This window comes from Plantibacter sp. VKM Ac-2876 (assembly GCF_015350715.1).
In the GTDB taxonomy this organism is placed as follows: domain Bacteria; phylum Actinomycetota; class Actinomycetes; order Actinomycetales; family Microbacteriaceae; genus Plantibacter; species Plantibacter auratus.
On sequence record NZ_JADKSI010000003.1, the window covers coordinates 200,117 to 218,283 of the forward strand.

The 18,167-nt window shown below is 70.0% G+C and carries 17 protein-coding genes; 7 read left to right on the top strand and 10 right to left on the bottom strand.

The genetic code is table 11. The annotated features are described in order from the left end of the window. Positions 1–98: 98 nt before the first annotated feature. Both ITJ62_RS13415 and ITJ62_RS13420 read right to left on the bottom strand, forming a co-directional pair. Positions 99–809 (bottom strand): endonuclease/exonuclease/phosphatase family protein, encoded by a 711-nt coding sequence (locus ITJ62_RS13415; protein WP_079706474.1) that lies wholly within the window; start codon positions 807–809, stop codon positions 99–101. 102 nt (positions 810–911) lie between these two features. Next, on the bottom strand, positions 912–3,149 hold the full coding sequence (locus ITJ62_RS13420; protein ID WP_194603031.1) for a UvrD-helicase domain-containing protein: 2,238 nt from the start codon (positions 3,147–3,149) through the stop codon (positions 912–914). 180 nt (positions 3,150–3,329) lie between these two features. On the opposite strand from ITJ62_RS13420, the gene ITJ62_RS13425 reads away from it, so the two are divergent. Next, positions 3,330–3,848: a DUF4190 domain-containing protein gene (locus ITJ62_RS13425; RefSeq protein ID WP_194603034.1), complete on the top strand. Its 519-nt coding sequence runs from the start codon at positions 3,330–3,332 to the stop codon at positions 3,846–3,848. Positions 3,849–3,874: 26 nt separating this feature from the next. On the opposite strand, the gene ITJ62_RS13430 is transcribed toward ITJ62_RS13425, so the two are convergent. After that, on the bottom strand, positions 3,875–4,765 hold the full coding sequence (locus ITJ62_RS13430) for a metal-dependent hydrolase (RefSeq protein WP_194603037.1): 891 nt from the start codon (positions 4,763–4,765) through the stop codon (positions 3,875–3,877). 126 nt (positions 4,766–4,891) lie between these two features. On the opposite strand from ITJ62_RS13430, the gene ITJ62_RS13435 reads away from it, so the two are divergent. Next, entirely contained in the window at positions 4,892–5,266 is a 375-nt protein-coding gene (locus ITJ62_RS13435; RefSeq protein ID WP_194603040.1) for a hypothetical protein, read from the top strand. Positions 5,267–5,365: 99 nt separating this feature from the next. Here the strand turns inward: ITJ62_RS13435 and ITJ62_RS13440 are convergent, their stop codons facing one another. The 7 genes from ITJ62_RS13440 to ITJ62_RS13470 form a co-directional block, all read right to left on the bottom strand. Next, positions 5,366–6,394 (bottom strand): YdcF family protein, encoded by a 1,029-nt coding sequence (locus tag ITJ62_RS13440; RefSeq protein ID WP_228498487.1) that lies wholly within the window; start codon positions 6,392–6,394, stop codon positions 5,366–5,368. Positions 6,395–6,467: 73 nt separating this feature from the next. Then, a complete protein-coding gene (locus tag ITJ62_RS13445; protein WP_194603043.1) occupies positions 6,468–8,048 on the bottom strand; it encodes a sodium:proton antiporter in 1,581 nt (526 codons plus the stop codon). Between the two features lie 145 nt (positions 8,049–8,193). Next, complete coding sequence (locus ITJ62_RS13450; protein WP_153303529.1) at positions 8,194–8,364, bottom strand: hypothetical protein; 171 nt, start codon at positions 8,362–8,364, stop codon at positions 8,194–8,196. Between the two features lie 571 nt (positions 8,365–8,935). Continuing rightward, positions 8,936–9,775 carry a class II fructose-bisphosphate aldolase gene (locus tag ITJ62_RS13455; RefSeq protein ID WP_194603046.1) on the bottom strand — a complete coding sequence of 280 codons (840 nt, stop codon included), beginning with the start codon at positions 9,773–9,775 and terminating at the stop codon, positions 8,936–8,938. Next, positions 9,772–10,722, bottom strand: a complete 951-nt coding sequence (locus ITJ62_RS13460) for a 1-phosphofructokinase family hexose kinase (RefSeq protein WP_194603050.1) — start codon at positions 10,720–10,722, stop codon at positions 9,772–9,774. The genes ITJ62_RS13455 and ITJ62_RS13460 overlap by 4 nt, the downstream gene beginning before the upstream one ends. Then, a complete protein-coding gene (locus ITJ62_RS13465; RefSeq protein ID WP_194603053.1) occupies positions 10,719–11,597 on the bottom strand; it encodes an ROK family protein in 879 nt (292 codons plus the stop codon). The genes ITJ62_RS13460 and ITJ62_RS13465 overlap by 4 nt, the downstream gene beginning before the upstream one ends. Beyond that, the gene (locus ITJ62_RS13470; protein WP_194603056.1) at positions 11,594–12,478 is read right to left on the bottom strand and encodes an SIS domain-containing protein; all 885 of its coding nucleotides are present in this window, start codon (positions 12,476–12,478) and stop codon (positions 11,594–11,596) included. Before ITJ62_RS13470 ends, ITJ62_RS13465 begins: the two co-directional genes overlap by 4 nt. A gap of 175 nt (positions 12,479–12,653) precedes the next feature. Here ITJ62_RS13470 and ITJ62_RS13475 point away from each other — a divergent pair, with 175 nt between their 5' ends. From ITJ62_RS13475 to ITJ62_RS13495, 5 genes are all read left to right on the top strand, one after another. Beyond that, a complete protein-coding gene (locus ITJ62_RS13475; RefSeq protein WP_079706484.1) occupies positions 12,654–13,442 on the top strand; it encodes a DeoR/GlpR family DNA-binding transcription regulator in 789 nt (262 codons plus the stop codon). A gap of 223 nt (positions 13,443–13,665) precedes the next feature. Then, positions 13,666–14,898 (top strand): Gfo/Idh/MocA family protein, encoded by a 1,233-nt coding sequence (locus ITJ62_RS13480; RefSeq protein ID WP_194603059.1) that lies wholly within the window; start codon positions 13,666–13,668, stop codon positions 14,896–14,898. Positions 14,899–14,921: 23 nt separating this feature from the next. Further along, positions 14,922–16,256 (top strand): sugar ABC transporter substrate-binding protein, encoded by a 1,335-nt coding sequence (locus ITJ62_RS13485; RefSeq protein WP_228498488.1) that lies wholly within the window; start codon positions 14,922–14,924, stop codon positions 16,254–16,256. After that, positions 16,253–17,197, top strand: a complete 945-nt coding sequence (locus ITJ62_RS13490; RefSeq protein ID WP_370581918.1) for a carbohydrate ABC transporter permease — start codon at positions 16,253–16,255, stop codon at positions 17,195–17,197. Before ITJ62_RS13485 ends, ITJ62_RS13490 begins: the two co-directional genes overlap by 4 nt. Further along, entirely contained in the window at positions 17,190–18,119 is a 930-nt protein-coding gene (locus tag ITJ62_RS13495; RefSeq protein ID WP_085513716.1) for a carbohydrate ABC transporter permease, read from the top strand. The genes ITJ62_RS13490 and ITJ62_RS13495 overlap by 8 nt, the downstream gene beginning before the upstream one ends. Positions 18,120–18,167 lie beyond the last annotated feature (48 nt).

An 18,167-nucleotide genomic window follows, 5' to 3' on the forward strand; every position in this document is an offset into this window, starting at 1 on the left:
GGCGTGTCCCGTGTGGCATGCTGCGGCAGAGGGGCACCGCGCCGAGTGCATCCTGAATTGCGAACCGGACGGGGCGCGCCCAGGGGCAGGCGACCGGGTCAGCGGGCGGCGGACTCCGGCGCGTCGTCGTCCTCGGGCACGGCGAAGCCGTAGCTCGCGTCCACGAGGATCGGCAGGTGGTCCGAGATGCCGCGGCGGAGCGTCTGCACCCGGTCGATCTTCAGGCCCACGGACGTCGCGAAGTCGAAGTGCCCACGGAACATCTTGTAGCGGGTGTAGGTGCTGCGGTCGCTGAGGCTCAGGTCGTAGCCGCTCTCCTGCATCTTGGTGCCGAGGCCTTTCTGGAAGAGCGGGTAGTTGTAGTCGCCGACCATGAGCGTCGGGACGTCGCCCATCGCGTGCAGCTGCTCGTGCGCGGCCTTGATCTGGTGCCGACGCAGTGAGTTGAGCGCGGTGAGCGGGGCCGCGTGGAACGAGGCGACGATGAGTTCGCGCCCGGCCTCGACGTCGGTGAGGCGGGTGCCGATGAGGCGCTCGTGCGCCGGCGCGAGCACCATGTCGTGCAGCGACTTCTTCAGCGCGAACGTCTGCGTCGACTCGGCGGTGAACCGGTCGCGGCGGTAGTAGATCGCGAGGCCGAGCCGGTTGCGGTGGGTGCTGTCGGCGAGGTGCAGGCCGCCGAGCTCGGCGGGCAGCTGCAGGGTGTCGGCCTCCTGCAACGCGAGGACGTCCGGGCCGAACTCTTCGGTGAGCGCGACGAGCTCGCCGCTGGCCTTGTTCTTGCGGAGGTTGTAGCTGATGACCTTCATCCCAGCCTCACATTCTGTTGGCAGAGCCCAAGCCTACGGTCCTTCCCGTCGCCCGGTGCTCTGGAGGGGTCCGGACGACGGTGCGTCGCCGGTTGCCGACGGTCAGCTCGACGAGTCGACGACCGTGAGCCGTTGTGTTGCACGGGTGAGCGCGACGTACCGGAGTGACAGGGCCGCGTGGCCCGTCCCGCCCAGCGAGTCGGGCTGCACGAGGACGACGCTGTCGAACTCGAGGCCTTTGCTCTCGCGTGCGGTGCCGGTCCACACCCGGGCGCGATCGGCTCCGGCGTCGGCGAGGAGGGCGTCGATCTCCCCCAGAAGCGCGCGGGGAGCGATGACGCCCGCGATACCGGCGTGTGCGGTGATCGCGTCGACGGCGGCGCGGGCAGCCGTCGGGGCCAGCGCGGCGGGTTCGACCGTGAGCTGCACGGGCTCCTCCTCGCCGCGTCGGATCGACACGGGCGCCGGGGAGTCCGGGTCGAGTTCGAGCCGGACGGGATCGGCGAGCGCCATGATCTGCTCGGGCGTCCGGTAGTTGACGGTGAGCAGCTCCTCCGTCCAGCGCGGGAGCTGCGGGCCGAGCAGCTCCTGCCAGCTCGAGCGGGTGGCGGAGGTGCTCTGCTGGTTGATGTCGCCCACGAGCGTCATCGATCGGTTGGGGCCGCGTCGCAGGACGGCGCGCAGCAGCATGGGGGTGAGCTCCTGCGCCTCGTCGATGATGACGTGCCCGTAGACCCAGGTGCGGTCGCTCGCGGCGCGTTCCGCGGGGCTGCGGTCGTCCTCCACGGTCTGGCGGTCGGCGAGGTCCTGGGCGGAACGGAGGTAGTCGTCGTCCTGGGCCTCGTCGTCGATGCTGATGTCACCGATCATCTCGAGCACACTGCGCGCGTACTCGACGTCGTGCCGGCGCTCGTAGGCGGCGCGGCGTTGCCGTTCCAGCTCGGGGCGCTGGTCCTCGCCGATGAGCTCGGCGGCCTCGTCGACGAGGGCGATGTCGCCGGGCGTGAGCCGGGCGGCCCAGTCGGTCTCACCTGCGCCGTCCGTTCCGGCGACGGGTTCGCGGAGCAGCAGGCGACGCTCCTCCTCGGTGTGGTCGGGCGCGACACGAGCCAGCAGCTCGGGGTCGGTGAAGAGGCGGTCGATGATCTCGGCCGGTTCGAGGATCGGCCACATCGTGTCGAGCAGCTCCTCGACCTCGGGCTCCTCGCTCAGTTCCTGTCGGCGCTCGTCGGCGTCCTCGCCCGTGCGTGGTTCGAAGCCGTCGCGCTTCGCCTCGAGCCCGATGAGGTGCGTCAGCACGGCGCGGTCGAACCGCAGCTTGGCCTCGTTGTGCGGCGTGCCCGAGCGCTCGATCCCGGCCTTGATCCGGCGCAGGACGCCCGGCGTGACGCGGAGTGGGCCGTCGCCGGCGATGCGGATCGTGACCGGCTGGTCGAGCGGCACCTGACGCTCGCGGACGGCCCGGGCGACGACGTCGGCCATCCGCAGCCGACCCTTGAGCTCGGCGGCTTCGAGCGAGTCCTCCGCATGGGCGTCGAGCCCCGGCACGAGGGTCGCCGGCGTGACGAGGACGACGGCGGTCTCGCCGAGCGACGGCAGCACGCGGCTGATGTAGTCGAGGAAGGTCGAGTTCGGCCCGACGATGAGCACGACGCTGCGCATGAGTCGCTCGCGGTGCTCGTACAGGAGGTAGGCGGCGCGGTGCAGGGCGACGGCGGTCTTCCCGGTGCCCGGACCGCCCTGGACGAGGAGCGTGCCGGGGAGGGGTGCGCGGATGATCGCGTCCTGCTCAGCTTGGATGGTGTCGACGATGTCCGCCATGTGCTTGGTCCGGGCGCGACCCAGGGCCGCCAGCAGCGCACCGGACTCGCCGATGCCGCTCGGCTCGTCGTCGCTGAGCATGGTCGTGTCGAGGACCTCGTCGTGCACCTCGGTGACGCGGCGACCTGCCGTGCCGATGCGGCGGCGCAGTCGGAGGCCTTCGGGGCGGAGTGGCGTCGCGGTGTAGAACGGGCGCGAGGCCGGCGCGCGCCAGTCCAAGAGGAGCTGGTCGCCACTCTCCGGGTCGCGCAGGCCGATGCGCCCGATGTGGTGCCGTTCGTCGGTCTCGCGTTCGAGGAGGCCGAAGAGGAGTCCGTAGCTGGACGAACGCAGCTCGACCATCCGCTGGCGGTGGTGGGCGACCAGGGCGTCGCGTTCCGAGAAGCTCGAGTCGTCGTCGCCGTCGAAGGCGCGGAGGGCGAGTTCGGAGCGTCGTTCCTCGAGGTCCGACTGCGACCGGATCACGTCGTGCAGCCGATCGAGATGGTCCTGTTCCTCGGCGATCGCGTCGTTCTGCACGGTGCTCCTTCTGGGTGTGGCGCGGTCCGTGTTCCGGGTTCACTGCGAGGACCGCACGAATACGGTAGTCGCTTTCCGGGCCCCTCACCGCCCTTGAGCGTGAGCTCCCAGAGAGCTGGAGGCTGCCGTCGGGGCGAGGGGTCGGGCACCGAGCGCGGGCTGGTCGATAGGCTGACGGGCATGAGCACACCGGACGGATCGAAGCCGCAGCCCCTTGCGCCGCAACAGGCGCACTCGCAGCAGTCGGTTCCGCCGCAGCCGTACCCGCAACAGCAGCTCCAGCCGCAGCAGTACGGGGTGCAGCCGTACGCCCAGCAGGCGCCCTACCCGCAGCAGCAGCCCAACCCGCAGCAGCAGCCCTACCCGCAGCAGTACGGCATGCAGCCGTACGCGCCCGTGTACCCCGCGCCCTACCCGTACCCGGCGTCGCCGCCGAAGGGCCTCAGCATCTCCAGCATGGTCATCGGCCTGGTGTCGCTGTTCTTCGGGTTCACCTTCGTGCTCCCGGTCGTCGGATTCGTCCTCGGGCTCATGGGGCTCCGCCGTGAGCCCGCCGGTCGGGCGATGGCCATCACGGGCGTCGTGCTCAACGGGCTGTTCCTGCTCGTCTGGGCGGCACTCGTGTTGGTCTGGGTGTTCGTCATCGGCGGTCTGCTCGCCGGCGTCGGCGGCGCGGCCTCCACGGGCATCGCCGCTTAGCCGACGGTCAGTCGCCGAGCCTCCGGTTAGCCGGCCGGGACGACCGTGCTGACCATCGACAGCACCACGGCGCCGTCGACGTCTTCGCGTTCCAGCCAGACGGCGATACTCGAGAACTCGCTCAGCGACGCCGCGTGGGTGCCGCCGCAGGCGATGACCGCCGGGCCGCCCGGCAGCTCGCAGTGCCAGCTACGTCGATCCGTGAGTAGCTCGCCCTCGCGATCGATCCGGACGGCGGCGCCGCTGTCCAACCAGCCGTCGAGCGTGTTCCGGATGCGCGACGCCAGCGCGTCGAGGTCGTCTAGGGCGGCCGGGTCGAACCCCTTCCGTCGGAGCGACTTGCCGATGCGGTAACGGTCGGTCGACGCGTTCGGAGCGATCCGCGACGACTCGCAGGCGAGTGCGTCGAAATCGGGGGCCCCGAGAGCATCGGGGACGACCTCCTTGCGCCAGGCGTCGGCGAGCGCGGCGTTCAAGGCGAGTGATGCGAGGTGGCACCCGGTGTGCCCGGCGGAGAGCGCGTGCCGGGTGGACGCATCCACCTCGATGTGGGCCGTCGCGCCTTCGACAGCGACCGCCGCCGCCTCGGTGGAGACCAGATGGGCGACGAGGAAGGCCCACCCTTCGGTGCCCTTCTTCACGGGGATGTCGGGGCCGACGTACAGCCGGGTGCCGTCGCTCGCGGCGACGACACAATCGATCACGGCGACCTCCACGGCGCCCGCGCCCGCACCGAAGGTGATGGTCGCCGTGTCGGCGGGCTGGTCGGGCCACGCGGCATCGACCGGGTGGCAGGCCGTCTCGTCGAGCACCACGGCGAGGTGGTCGCCGACGGGTTCGACGTGCAGCACCGTGCCCGTCGAGACGAGGGCTCCGGAGGGATAGGTGACGCGCGTGTCCGTGACGGGGAGGCTCATGTCCCCACGCTATCGCGACCGGCCCGGGCGCCCGTCGGCGGCTGTCAACCCCGGGAGACCGTGGAGGATCACGTCGTAGAGTCCGAGGACACGGAGCGCGACGCGTTCCGCGGAGAGGAGTGCATCATGACGGATCAGCAGGACCAGCGTTCAAGCGACGACCTCGCGACCGGTGCGGCCGGAGCGGACCAGGAAGCCTGGGAGGGTGCCGACATCGACACCGCAGAGCTCGTGAGCTCCGACCAGACGACCGCCGGACCGGGCTCGGACGGATCGAGTCAGACCGTCGACGGCACCGGCTCGGAAGACGCGGCTCCCGATGAGGAGCAGGCGACCGAGGAAGCCGTCGAGACCCCGGAGCCCTCGACCGAACTCGACGCACCGCTGGCCGAGGGCGAGCGCGGCGACGCCGACGGCTCGACCGACCACCAGCCCGAATCCGGGCCGGCCTCCGAGGCCACCGACGACGCCCGCGAGGTCTACGACACCGCACCCGACTGAGTCGGACACCACACGACCGACGGGCCGTCCTCCGATCCATTCGGACGACGGCCCGTCGTGCGCTGCGGGCGTCGTCGTCGTCGCGTGGGGGAGGGCGGCTCAGATCGGGAGGAGCGACCAGACCACCCCGAGGGCGATCAGGCCCGCGACGCCCGCGATCGCCAGCGCATTGAGCAGACGGTGCTCGACCATGATGGCGACGTACTCGCGGAGGAACGCGCTCGGCACGTAGTAGGCGGCCGTCGGGGAGCCGATCACCTGCGCGTCGCTCCCGATCGCACGTGCGAGGAGCGCCGCGCGGAGGACGTGGTAGTTGTTCGTCACCACGATCGTCTCGCCGTCCCGCCCGGCCGACTGCTGCAGGTCCCGGGAGAGCAACAGGTTCTCGCGCGTGCTCGTGGACGCGGTCTCCGGGAGCACGTCCGTCGGGTCCGCACCGTTCGCGACGAGGTACTCGGCCATGGCCGTCGCCTCGGGGCGGGGTTCGTCGTCGCCCTGGCCGCCGGACGGGATCAGGAGCGGTCGTGGGGACCCCGGTGACGTGGCCCGGTAGATGCGCAGCGCGAGGTCGAGCCGGCTGCGCAGCAACGGCGGGACCTCGCCGTGGATGAGGCCGGAACCGAGGACGACGAGGGCGTCGGGCGTCCGGGTGTGGCGGTAGCGGCTGTAGACGAGCGAGTACACTCCGAAGGCCGCGAAGGTGGCCGCCGCATAGAAGCAGGCGAACCCGAGGAGGAGGCCCACGGCGACGAGGACGACGATGAGCCAGGAGGGTAGGGACTGCGGGTGTGCCCCGAGCACCAGCAGGACGGCGAGTACGGGCAGGACGAGGATGGCCACCCCGGCGAACAGCGAGAGCAGGTTGCCGAGGCTGCGGCCCTCGAGCCGGAGCATCGTGATGCCGTTGCCGATGAGCAGGACCCCGAGCACGCCCACCAACAGGACCGTGCCGAACGCGGCGAGGAGGACGGTGAACGGCGTCGTTCGGGACGCCTCCGACAGGAGCGCCACCAGCCCGCAGGCGATCGCGGACACGAGGAAGACCCCATTGCGCAGGCGACGGGCGTCGCGGCGTCGACTCACGACGTAGAGCACCGCGAAGACGGCGGCGGGGAGCAACATGATCATGCCCTCATCCTGCCCGACCGACCGTCCTGCGCGGGCTGGGAGGCCGGGGTCTGTGGACAGGAGGCGCGGGGTGCTATGGTCGCGGGGGTTTTGGCGTCATCGCCTTGAGGGTCGCCTCCTCGGCGTCGATCGCCGCCAGGACCGCCGCGACCGCCGGTTCCTGGTAGCGACCCTCGGCGCGCGCCGAGAGGAGCGCCTCGCGTTCCGCCGCGATCATCTGCCGGCGGAGTCGGGCGAACGCGACCGTGCGGAGCTCCGAGCCATCGCCCGTGTACTGCTCGAGGGCGTTGGCCACGAAGCTCGCATTGGTCCGCAGACGGTTGAGCACCTGCTCCTCGTCCGCCTCGGTCGTCAGCTCGTCGAGGCGGGACAGACCGGCGGTCTGGACCTCCGCCATGAGCATCAGTTGCTCGACGCGCTCCTGGCTGTGGTTCGGCGGCGGAAGGTGCAGGGCACGGATGATCCGGGGCAGCGCGAGCCCCGAGAGGAGCGTGCCGACGACGACGACGAATGCCAGGAACTGCAGGAACTCGCGTGACGGCGTGTCCTCGGGCAGCAGGAACACGGCCGCCAGGGTCACCACACCACGGACGCCGGCTGCGGAGACGGCGATGCCGTTGCCCCACGACCAGCTTCGCTCACGGAGCCGTCTCGGCCCGAGCCGGTAGATCGCCGTGACCGTCATCTCCCACACGAAGCGCGAGACGATGAGCGCTGCGAGGACCCCGACACTGATGAACACCGTCGGCCAGAGCCCCGGACCGGTCTGGATCGCCCCCTCGAGGATGCCGGCCAGGTTGAGCCCGATGAACAGGAAGACGGCGTTCTCGAGCAGGAACTGGATGGTGCGCCAGTTGAGCGACTCGGCGATGCGCGCCTCGGCGGACTGCACGATGGGTGCTCGATACCCGAGCAGCAGCCCGGCGGTGACGACCGCGAGGACGCCCGAGCCGTGGATCGCCTGCGCGAGGAGGAACGCGAGGAACGGGGTGATGAGCGAGAGGCAGGTGTCGAGGACCGGGGCACGCAGGCGTCGGCGGACCTCGGACAGCACCCAGCCGACCGCGAGACCGACGCCGACGCCGGCGACGACCTCGATGACGAACTCGCCGGCGATCATGACCGGGTTGACGACGCTCGTGATGGCGAGGATCGAGGCGTTCAATGCCACGAGTGCGGTGGCGTCGTTGAGCAGGCTCTCGCCCTCGAGGATCGTCAGCACACGACGGGGGAGCCCGAGTCGTCCGGCGATCGCGCTCACGGCGACGGCATCGGTCGGTGCGATGACCGCTGCGAACGCGAACGCCGCCGCGAGGGTGATCGACGGGATGAGGAGCCAGCTGGCGAACCCGACCGACACGACGGTGAACGCGACCGCACCCACCGAGAGCAGGATGATGCCGTCGTTACGGGCGCGGATGTCGATGAGGGAGATGCGGATCGCCGACGCGAAGAGCAGTGGCGGCAACAGGCCGTAGAGGATCAGGTCGGGCTCGATCTCGACGGTCGGGACTGCGGGGATGAACGACGCGACGCCGCCGACGAGCACCAGGGCCACCGGGGCGGAGACGCCCGCTCGGCCGGACAGGCCCGACACGATGACGGTGACGACGACGAACACGACGATCCACGAGATGAGCGCGACGGGATCCATGTGGGGATTCTCCCACCTGGGAGACCGTGGTCGTCCGTACGATCGTCCGAACTCCGGAGTGGCCGTGATCGGCACCGGTTCCGGACGCACGACGCCCCCGCACGGTCAGGCCGTGCGGGGGCGTCGGTTGGAGCGGTGGGGCGGCTCAGCCGCGGCGGTTGGCCGCACTGCTGGAGCCGCGCTGCTCCGCACCGGTCTCGCGGGTGCGGAGACCGAAGCGGTAGGTGAGCTTCTCGGTGGAGTGACCGCGGCCGTGGACGGCAGTGCCCGCGGAACGGTTGGAGGACGCTGGGGTCCGAGTCTGGGTGATGGACATGGTGGTTCTCGATTCTGGTGTTGCGGATGATGGATGGGCCGGTTCCAGAAGGGGAATGCGATGACGATCGGTGCAGGTCGCATGGATGGAGCGACGAGACCGTCCGGAGTGCAGCTGCGCCGAGATTCGGCTGCGCTGGTCGGCTGGGGCCGTCCGGTGGATCGTTCTTCGCCGTTCTGGATGACGGCTGGTGGTGTCGTGTCGGGAGCATTGGCGTATCCGTGGAGGTGTGGACTCTGCACACGGAAGCCGGTTGTGACATCGGCACTCGAGTAACGAACGTACGCGACCAAGCTGAGAACGACCTGGGAATGACGATCGTCAGTGCTTGCGCGGGTCGATGCCCGAGGGTGGCCCCGAGCATCGACCGGCGGTGTCGCAGAGCTTCGGGCCACCGCACCTAGGGGAGGGGTGGCCGTATCTCCCGCGCACCCGAAGGGATATCGGGCTCGGGAGGCCGGAGGGTGATCGCGGGGGACGATCGGTTACCGGTGGAGGCGTTGGAAGAACTCCAACACAATATATATTAACAGCTCAGCGTTGCGTGTTGCTGTGGGATTCCTGGGAGTGCTCAGTCGGTTACGAGGAGGCGCAGGATCCGCGCGGTCTCGGACGCGACTGCGCTACGACCGGCGCGGACGTAGGTGCGGGGGTCGACGAGCTTCGGCTGCTCGTCGAGGACGTCGCGCACCGCCCGGGTGAACAGTCCGTTGAGGTGCGTCGAGAGGTTGATCTTCGTCATCCCAGAACGCACCGCCGCGCGGAGCTCGTCGTCGGGGAGTCCGGAGGAGCCGTGCAGCACGAGCGGAACGGGCACCTCGCGGCGGAGCTGCGCGATCAGCGCGTGGTCGACGGCGGCCTCCCGGCTCGTCATCGCGTGCGAGGTGCCGACGGCCACGGCCAGGGCGTCGACGCCGGTCGCTGCGACGAACGCGACGGCCTCTGCCGGCACCGTGCGCGCGCCCGGAGCGTGGACGCCGTCCTTCCCGCCGACCTCGCCGAGCTCCGCTTCGACGGCCACGCCGCGCGCGTGGCAGAAGTCCACGATCTCCTTCGTCGCGCGGACGTTCTCGTCGTACGGCAGGGTCGAGGCGTCGAACATCACGCTGTCCACGCCGAGCTCGACGCCCTCGCGCACGAGCTCGGCCGACTCCACGTGGTCGAGGTGGACGAGGACCGGGACCGTCGCTGCGCGGGCGATGGCCAGCGAGGCGAGTGTGATGGGGGCGAGCGACCCGTGGTACCGCACGCAGTTCTCGCTGATCTGCAGGATGACCGGCAGCCCGGCCTCCTCGGCGCCGGCGACGATCGCCTCCGCGTGCTCGAGGAGGACCACGTTGCACGCCGCGATGCCGGCGTTCGAGGCCGAGGCGTTGGCGAGGAGCGTGGTGAAGTCGAGGGCGGTGGTCATTCGGTTGCTCCAATGGGGTCGGGTGCGGCGGCTGCGTCGAGGAATCGGTGGAAGGCGGCGAGGTCGATCGCGCCGGCGATCGGTTCGAGCACGGCCGCAGCACCTGCCGCCGCCGCCGTGCGGAGTGCCTCGGGAAGTGTGGCTCCCGCGCGGAGTGCTGCGACCAGGCCGGCCGTGGCGGCATCGCCGGCGCCGGTCGGGTTGCCGCTGACGCCGGGGACGGCCGGGACCTCGTGGGCACCATCGGCATCGCCGGCGGTGAGGCCGTCGGCCCCACGGGAGATGACGACCGCGCGGGCGCCGAGCGCGAGGAGTGCCGTGCGAGCCGATGCGAAGTCGGCGGCGCCCGTCGCCTCGAGGGCCTCGTCGAGGTTGGGTTTGAGGATCGTCGCACCGGCGCGGGCCGCGGCGAGGAGCGCCGTGCCGCTGACGTCGACGATCACGGGGACGCCGGCGTCGTGCCCGGTTCGGACGAGGGCTTCGACGACGGCGTCGGGCGTGGCCGGCGGGAGCGAGCCCGAGATGACGAGTGCGCTCGCGTCGTGGAGGGTGCGTCGGAGCTCGGTCGTCAGGGTGGTCCACTCCTCGGGCGTCACGACCGGACCGGCTTCGGCGAAGAGGGTCGGATGGTGGATGCCGTCGACGACCGCGACCGTCGAGCGTGTCTCGGCGCGGAGCTCCACGACCCGGGTCGGGAGGTCGTCTCCCGCGAGGGCGTCCCTGAGCCAGGTGCCGGAGGTGCCACCGAGGGGGAGTACCTGCAGGGTCGGGACCCCGAGTGACTCGAGGACGCGGGCGACGTTCACGCCCTTCCCGCCGGCACGCCGCACGACGGACTGGACGCGTTGCGTGACCCCGAGCTGCTGCTCCGCGACCGTGTAGGTGATGTCGACGGCCGGGTTCGGCGTCACGACCACGACGCGACGCGGTGCGGGGGTGGTCGTCATCGGGCTGTCACCAGTCGGCGGGCGAGGATCCCCGCACCGACCGTTGCCGCTTCGTCGCCGTGACGAGCGGGCAGGAGCTGTGGGACGCGGACGACGTCGAGCCGCTCGCGGAGTCCGTGCTCGAGCGGCTCGAAGAGCGCGGCTCCGGCGAGGGCGAGCCCACCGCCGATCACGATGGCGGTGGGTGCGGCGACGACGGTGATGCCGGCGAGGGCCTCGGCGAGTGCCTCGACGGCGTCGTTCCAGATGGCGATCGCGACGGCGTCACCACTGGCGACGGCGTCGGCGACGGTCTTCGCGTCGCGGGCGCCCGCGCGTCGTGCGATGCCGCCCGCTGAAGCGAGTTCCTCGACCCGGAGCCCGCGATGCGGGCCGTCCTGGATCACGCGCTGGCCGATCTCGCCGGCCCAGCCGCCGCCGGCGAAGGGGACGCCGTCGATGACGAGTGCCGAGGCCAGACCGGTCCCGACCGGTACGAACGCGATCGTGCCCGTGACGTCGGCTGCAGCGCCCGAGACCGCTTCCGCCAGCGCCCCGGCGCGGACGTCCTGCCCGAAGGCGAGCGGCACCTCGAGCGAGGGGCGGAGGAGCTCGGGGAAGGCGAGCTCGCGCCAGCCGAGGTTGACCGCGTGGATGCAGACGCCGTGCTCCTCGTCGACGACGCCGGGCACGACCACCCCGACGGCCGCTGGGGCCGCGACGCGGCTCGCAGCGGCGACGAGTCCGAGGACGATGTCGCGAGTCAGGACACCCGAGGTGTCGCCCGAAGGCGTCGCCTCGCGCCAGCGCCCGATGACCGTGCCGTCGGCGTCCGTCAGTGCGGCTTTGATCCCGGTCCCGCCGACGTCGATGCCGAGGACCGCCCGCTCGGTCACGGCGTCAGGATGACGGAGCGCGTGAGCGAACGGGGGTGGTCGGCGTCGAGGCCGCGGGCCTCAGCCAACGCGACCGCGAAGCGCTGGGCGACGACGAGCCCGGCGATGGGGTCGAGGTCGTGCTGCACGAAGGTCGCTCCCGTGGCCGCGACGTCCTCCGGCAGGCCGGCTGGCGTCGGTCCGAGGGACCAGACGAGTCGGCCGGGCTGCGCGATCGCGATGGGGCCGTGGCGGTAGTCCATGGCGGGGTAGGACTCCGCCCAGAACTGTGCCGCCTCCCGGGTCTTGAGCGCGGCCTCGAAGGTGAGGCCCACGGCGTGACCGAGTCCGATGAAGGAGACCTGGTCGGCGGCGAGGTACTCGTCGATCGGGATCTGCAGCGCCCGCTCGGCTTCCACGGCGAGTGCCTCGACGTCGTGTCCGAGCGAGCCGCGGAGGAGCGCGAGCGTCGTCGTGGCGAAGCGGGTCTGGACCACGGAACGCTCGTCGGCGAAGGGGAGGGCGATGACGTGTGCCGCCGGAACGGTCGCAGGGGAGTCGTCGACCGCGGTGATGAGGACGGTGGTGACCGAGTCGCCCACCGCCTCGAGGAGCTGCACGATCTCCGTGGTCGTGCCGGAGCGTGAGATGGCGACGATGCGGTCGTAGTCGCGGACGCCGGGGAACTCCGAGCCGGCGAACGCGTCCGTGATGCCGAGTCCCGCCTGTTCGCGCAACACGGCGTAGCTCATCGCGATGAACCAGCTGGTGCCGCACCCGACCACCGCGACCCGCTCGCCCGGCTGCGGCAGCACGGCACCGGCCTCCGGCACGAGGGTGGCGGCGGTGCGCCAGGATTCGGGCTGCGACGCCAGTTCGGCGGCGACGAAGGTCTCGGGCATGACGTGCCTTTCACGTGAGGGGACGCGATCGCAGCGTGGCGATGCGTTGCCGCAACCATACCGGATCGAATCTGATCGATACCAGTGCAAATCGTCAGAATCAATCAGACAGGCGCTGGCTGGGCGCCCATATGATGGTCACAGTACGCCCGACCCGACCGGAAAAGCAGGACAGATGACGCAGCAACAGCGACTCAACGCCCTGCTCGAGCTCGTGAGCGAACGCGGCAACGTGACGATCGCGGAGATCGGCGAAGCGCTCGGTATCTCCGCCGCCACCGCTCGTCGCGACCTGACGGCGCTCGCCGAGCAGCGACTCGTCACGCGGACCCACGGCGGTGCCGCCGCCCTCGGCACCGGCTACGAGCTGCCGCTGCAGTACAAGATCGCCCGCCAGGCCGACGCCAAGATGGCCATCGCGAAGGCCACGGCCGCCCTGATCAACGTCGGCGACGCCGTCGGACTCAACGGCGGCACCACCACGAGTGAGGTCGCGCGGGTGATCGGGCGGAGCGAGCACCTCGTCCGTTCGGACGGCGACGCCTCGGTCACGATCGTGACGAACGCGCTCAACATCGCCTTCGAACTGTCCGTGCGCTCGCACGTGAAGATCGTCGTTACGGGCGGCGTCGCGCGACGCCAGTCCTACGAACTCGTGGGCTCGCTCGTCGCGGGGGCGCTCGCCGAGATCGCCCTCGACGTCGCGATCCTGGGCGTCGACGGCTTGAGCGCGCAGTTCGGCGCCACCACCCTCCACGAGGGCGAGGCCTCGGTGAGCCAGGAGTTCGTCAAGGTCGCGAAGCGGGTCATCGTGGTCGCGGACAGCACCAAGATGACGAAGGCGACCTTCGCCCGCATCTGCCCGCTCGACCGCATCGACGTGCTCGTCACCGACCAGCCGGTGGATCCGACGCTCGCCGACGCCCTGGCCGCGGCCGGCGTCGAGCTCATCATCGCCGCCTGAGTCCTCCGCTTCCGGTCACTGAGCCGCCCCCTCCTGGTCGCTGAGCCACCTTTCGGTCACTGAGCCTGTCGACGTGCGACCCGCTCCCCATGTTTCCGTGCGGTAAAACCTCTCCTCATCGGCGACCCCGCACTTGCGTCAGCGCTGTGATCGCCTATTGTCATTTCATGATCGTTTTGGCATCATATGAATCAACTTCACGCAAGGAAGCGGATGTGATCGAGTGAGCACTGCACCAGCCACCACCCCTGAAGGCCTCCGGGTCGCCGTCATCGGCACCGGCCAGCGGGCCTACATCGCCGAACACGTCGCCACGAGCCCCACGTCCGCATCGGTCGTCGCGGCGGTCGACACCACCGAGATCGGTCGAGGTCGGGCACGGCAGCTGTTCGGCGACGACATCGAGGTGTTCGACTCCCACGAGGCGCTCATCGCGCAGGGTGGTGTCGACGCGGCGATCGTGACGACGCCCGACTGGACCCACAAGGAGATCGCGGTCGACCTGCTGCGCGCCGGTGTCGCCGTCTACCTGGAGAAGCCGCTCGCGATCACGCTCGACGACGCCGACGCGGTCCTCCAGGCCGCCTACGAGTCGCGGACGCCGCTCTACGTCGGGCACAACTTCCGGCATGCGGCGGTCGTCCGGCTCATGCACGAGGTCATCGAGCGCGGCGAGATCGGGGCGGTCAAGTCCGTCTGGGTGCGTCACTTCGTCGGCAACGGCGGCGACTACTACTTCAAGGACTGGCACGCCGACCGCTCGCGCGTGAACACCCTGCTCTTGCAGAAGGCGAGCCACGACATCGACGTCGTCCACTTCCTCGCCGGCGCGTACACGCAGCGCGTCGTCGCGATGGGCGACCTCGCGGTCTACGGCGACATCGACGATCACGAGGACCGTAGCGGCCAGACCATGGCCGACTGGTTCTCCTACGACAACTGGCCGCCCGAGGCGCAGCGCGGCCTGAACCCCGTGGTCGACGTCGAGGACGTCTCGATGATGCTCATGACCCTCGAGCACGGGATCACCGCCAGCTACGAGCAGTGCCACTTCACGCCCGACTATTGGCGGAACTACACCGTCATCGGGACGCACGGCCGGCTCGAGAACATCGGCGACACCGCGGGTGGCACCGTCAAGGTCTGGAACCGTCGTCGCACCTGGAGCACCGAGGGCGACGTCGAGTACCCGATCGCGGGCGTCGAGGAGGGCCATGCCGACGCCGACCTCGACACGATGAACGAGTTCCTCGCCTTCGTCGCCGACGGCACCCCGACCACGTTGTCGCCGGTCGCCGCACGCCAGGCCGTCGCCGCCGGTGCCCTCGCCGCCCACTCGCTCCGCAACGGTTCGATCCCGCTCGACGTCCCGCCACTCGACCCCGCACTCGTCGAGTACTTCTCCTCCCTCACCGCCAGCACCGCACCGCACTCCCTCGACGCCGCCGCCCGGTAGCGCACCTCGAAAGGACTCCAGTCATGCCTTCGCCGTTCATGAACCGCAACGCCGCACCCGGTGGTCGCAACCGCCGCCGTGCCGTCCTCAGTGGCATCGGCCTCCTCGCCGCCGCCGCGCTCACCGCCGGCTGCAGCACCGGTGGCGGGGGCGCCACCGGTGGCGAGTACGCCGCCGCCCCGAAGGACCTCAAGGCCGAGATCACCTACGGCGTCTGGGACCAGGCCCAGGTCGAGGCGATCGACGCCAACATCGAGGCCTTCAACAAGGTCTACCCCGACATCACCGTCAACGTGAACGTCACGCCCTGGGCCTCGTACTGGTCGAAGCTCCAGACGCAGGCTTCGAGCGACACCCTGCCCGACCTCTTCTGGTTGAACGGGCCGAACTTCCAGGTCTACGCGGCGAACGGCAAGATCGAGCCGATCACCGGCGCCGTGAAGGCGGGCGACATCGACCCGAAGAACTACCCCGAGGCCCTGAACGAGCTGTACTCGCTCGACGACACCCAGTACGGCGTGCCGAAGGACTTCGACACCGTCGGCGTGTGGGTCAACACGGCGCTCTTCGAGCAGGCCGGCGTCGCGCTGCCCGCCGACGACTGGACCTGGGACGACTTCGACACCGCCGCGCAGACGATCTCGACGAACCTCAAGGACCAGGGCGTCTACGGTGCCGCCGGCGGTATGGACGGACAGACCACCTACTACAACACGATCCTGCAGGCGGGCGGCGAGGTCATCAACGCCGACCAGACCGAGTCCGAGTACGACAGCCCCGAAGCCCAGGAAGGGCTCCAGTTCTGGACCGACCTCATCGCGAACGGCTCCTCGCCCAGCATCCAACAGCTGACGGACACGCCTGCCGACCAGTGGTTCACCTCGGGCAAGGTCGCCATGTACTGGGGCGGCAGCTGGCTGCGACCCCTCGTCGGTGAGTCCGACGTCGCCGCCACCACGCAGGCCTTCCCGCTGCCCACCGGCAAGGAGCAGGCGACGGTCATCCACGGTGTCTCGAACGTCGTCGCGGCGGCGAGCAAGAACAAGCAGGCCGCACAGGCGCTGCAGGTGTTCCTGGCGAGCGAGGAGGCCCAGCAGCAGCAGGGCGACCTCGGCGCCGTCATCCCCGCCTTCACCGGCACGCAGCAGTCCTTCGTTGACTCCTACCCGACGATGAACCTGCAGGTCTTCCTCGACGCCCTCGACTACGCCAAGCCGCTGCCGGTGTCGGAGAACACCGCCGCCTGGAACGCGCTCGAGGTCGAGCTCCTGCCCGACGCGTTCAGCGGCGACAAGCCCGTCGCCGACGTGGCGAAGGACATCGCCGAGCAGATGAACGCAGCGCTGGCCAAGAAGTGACCGGTCAGACCGTGCTGCGCACCCCGTCGGCGCCGCTCTCCTCACCGAGAGCGGCCCGGCGGGGTGCCGCCCGCGGCGAGGGCGCCTGGCCGTGGGTCTTCGTCCTCCCGCTCCTCACCGGCATCGGCGTCTTCTTCATCTGGCCGATGATCCAGACCGCCTACTACTCGTTCACCGAGTGGGGCGTCTTCGGCGGAACCACCTTCACGGGTGTCGAGAACTACGTCCGGTTGTTCGCCGACCCGCGGCTCTACGCCTCCCTCGGCAACACGCTGATCTACACGGCGGTGGTGCTCCTCGGCATCCCGATCGCTGTCTACCTCGCGAGCCTGTTGAACCTCCCCGGCCTGCGGTTCGCGAGCTTCTACCGGGTGCTCTTCTTCCTGCCGTACGTCGCGATGCCGACCGCCGTGGCCATCGTCTGGCGCATCATCTTCAACGGTGACTTCGGCATCCTCAACTACACGCTGTCGCTCGTCGGTGTCGACGGCCCCTACTGGATCAGCACGCCGGGCACCGCGATGTTCGCCGTGGCGATCGTCGGCCTCTGGTCGTCGCTCGGCTTCTCGATGATCATCCTGGCGTCCGGGCTCAAGAACATCGCCCCGGAGCTCTACGAGGCCGCCGAGCTCGACGGCGCCACCCGGTGGCGGCAGTTCCGCTCGATCACGGTGCCGCTGCTCACCCCGAGCATCTTCTTCGTCACGATCATCACGGTCATCTCGAGCTTCCAGCTCTTCGACCTGCTGTACGCGATCCTCGGCAGCACCAACCCGGTGCTCCCGAAGAGCATGTCGCTCGTCTACTTCTTCTACGACCAGGGCTTCGTCCAGAACGACAAGGGGTACGCGGCGGCGATCGCGATCGTGATCTTCCTGATCATCGGACTCGTGACGCTCCTCCAGTTCCGGCTCCAGAAACGATGGGTGAACAATGACTGAGCAACTCACGGCCACAGCACCGCTCACCACCCGTGCCGTCACCGTTCCGGGTTCGGGTCGTCCGTCCGCCGCGTCCGCACGCCGCCGCGACGCCGGTCGGCCCGGCCAGCGGCGCGGGTCGCACGTCGTCGCCCACATCGTGCTCGGCGTCGGTGGCCTCATCATGGCGTTCCCGTTCATCTGGCAGATCATCATGTCGCTGTCGACGAACGCGGAGGTGCAGAGCGTGGTCCCCACGTTCTGGCCGGCCGAACTGCAGTGGCAGAACTACGCCGCGGTGTTCGAGCGCCTCCCGTTCCTCGACCAGCTGCGCACGTCGATCGTCATCACCGTGATCAGGACGCTCGCGCAGATCGTCCTCTGCACGATGGCGGGGTACGCGTTCGCGCGGATGCGGTTCCGCGGACGCGCGGTGCTGCTCGCCGTGACGCTGTCGATCCTCATGGTGCCGTCGCAGGCGTACCTCATCTCGCAGTACCAGATCGTGCAGGGCTTCGGTTGGCTGAACACCACGCTCGGCATCGTCGCACCCGGCCTGTTCAGCGCGTTCGGCACCTTCCTCATGCGGACGGCGTTCCTGAACCTGCCGACGGAACTCGAGGAGGCGGCGCGGATCGACGGCGCCGGGCCGTTCCAGATCTTCTGGAAGATCATGCTGCCGCTCGCGAGGCCCAGCATCAGCGTCCTCGCGATCACGACCGTGCTGTGGTCGTGGAACGAACTGCTGTGGCCGCTCGTGGTGTCCACGTACGCCAACTCCATGCCGCTCGCCGCCGGTCTCGCGACGCTCTCGAGCGACAAGACGACGGACTACCCGGTGATGATGGCCGCGTCGATCCTCGCGATGGCGCCCGTCCTCATCCTGTTCATCGTGCTCCAGCGCCGGGTGATCGACGGGCTGGCGTTCTCCGGGCTGAAGTAGCACTTCGCCCCGGTCCCGGAGCCTGTCGAAAGGTGTGACCGGCGGGGC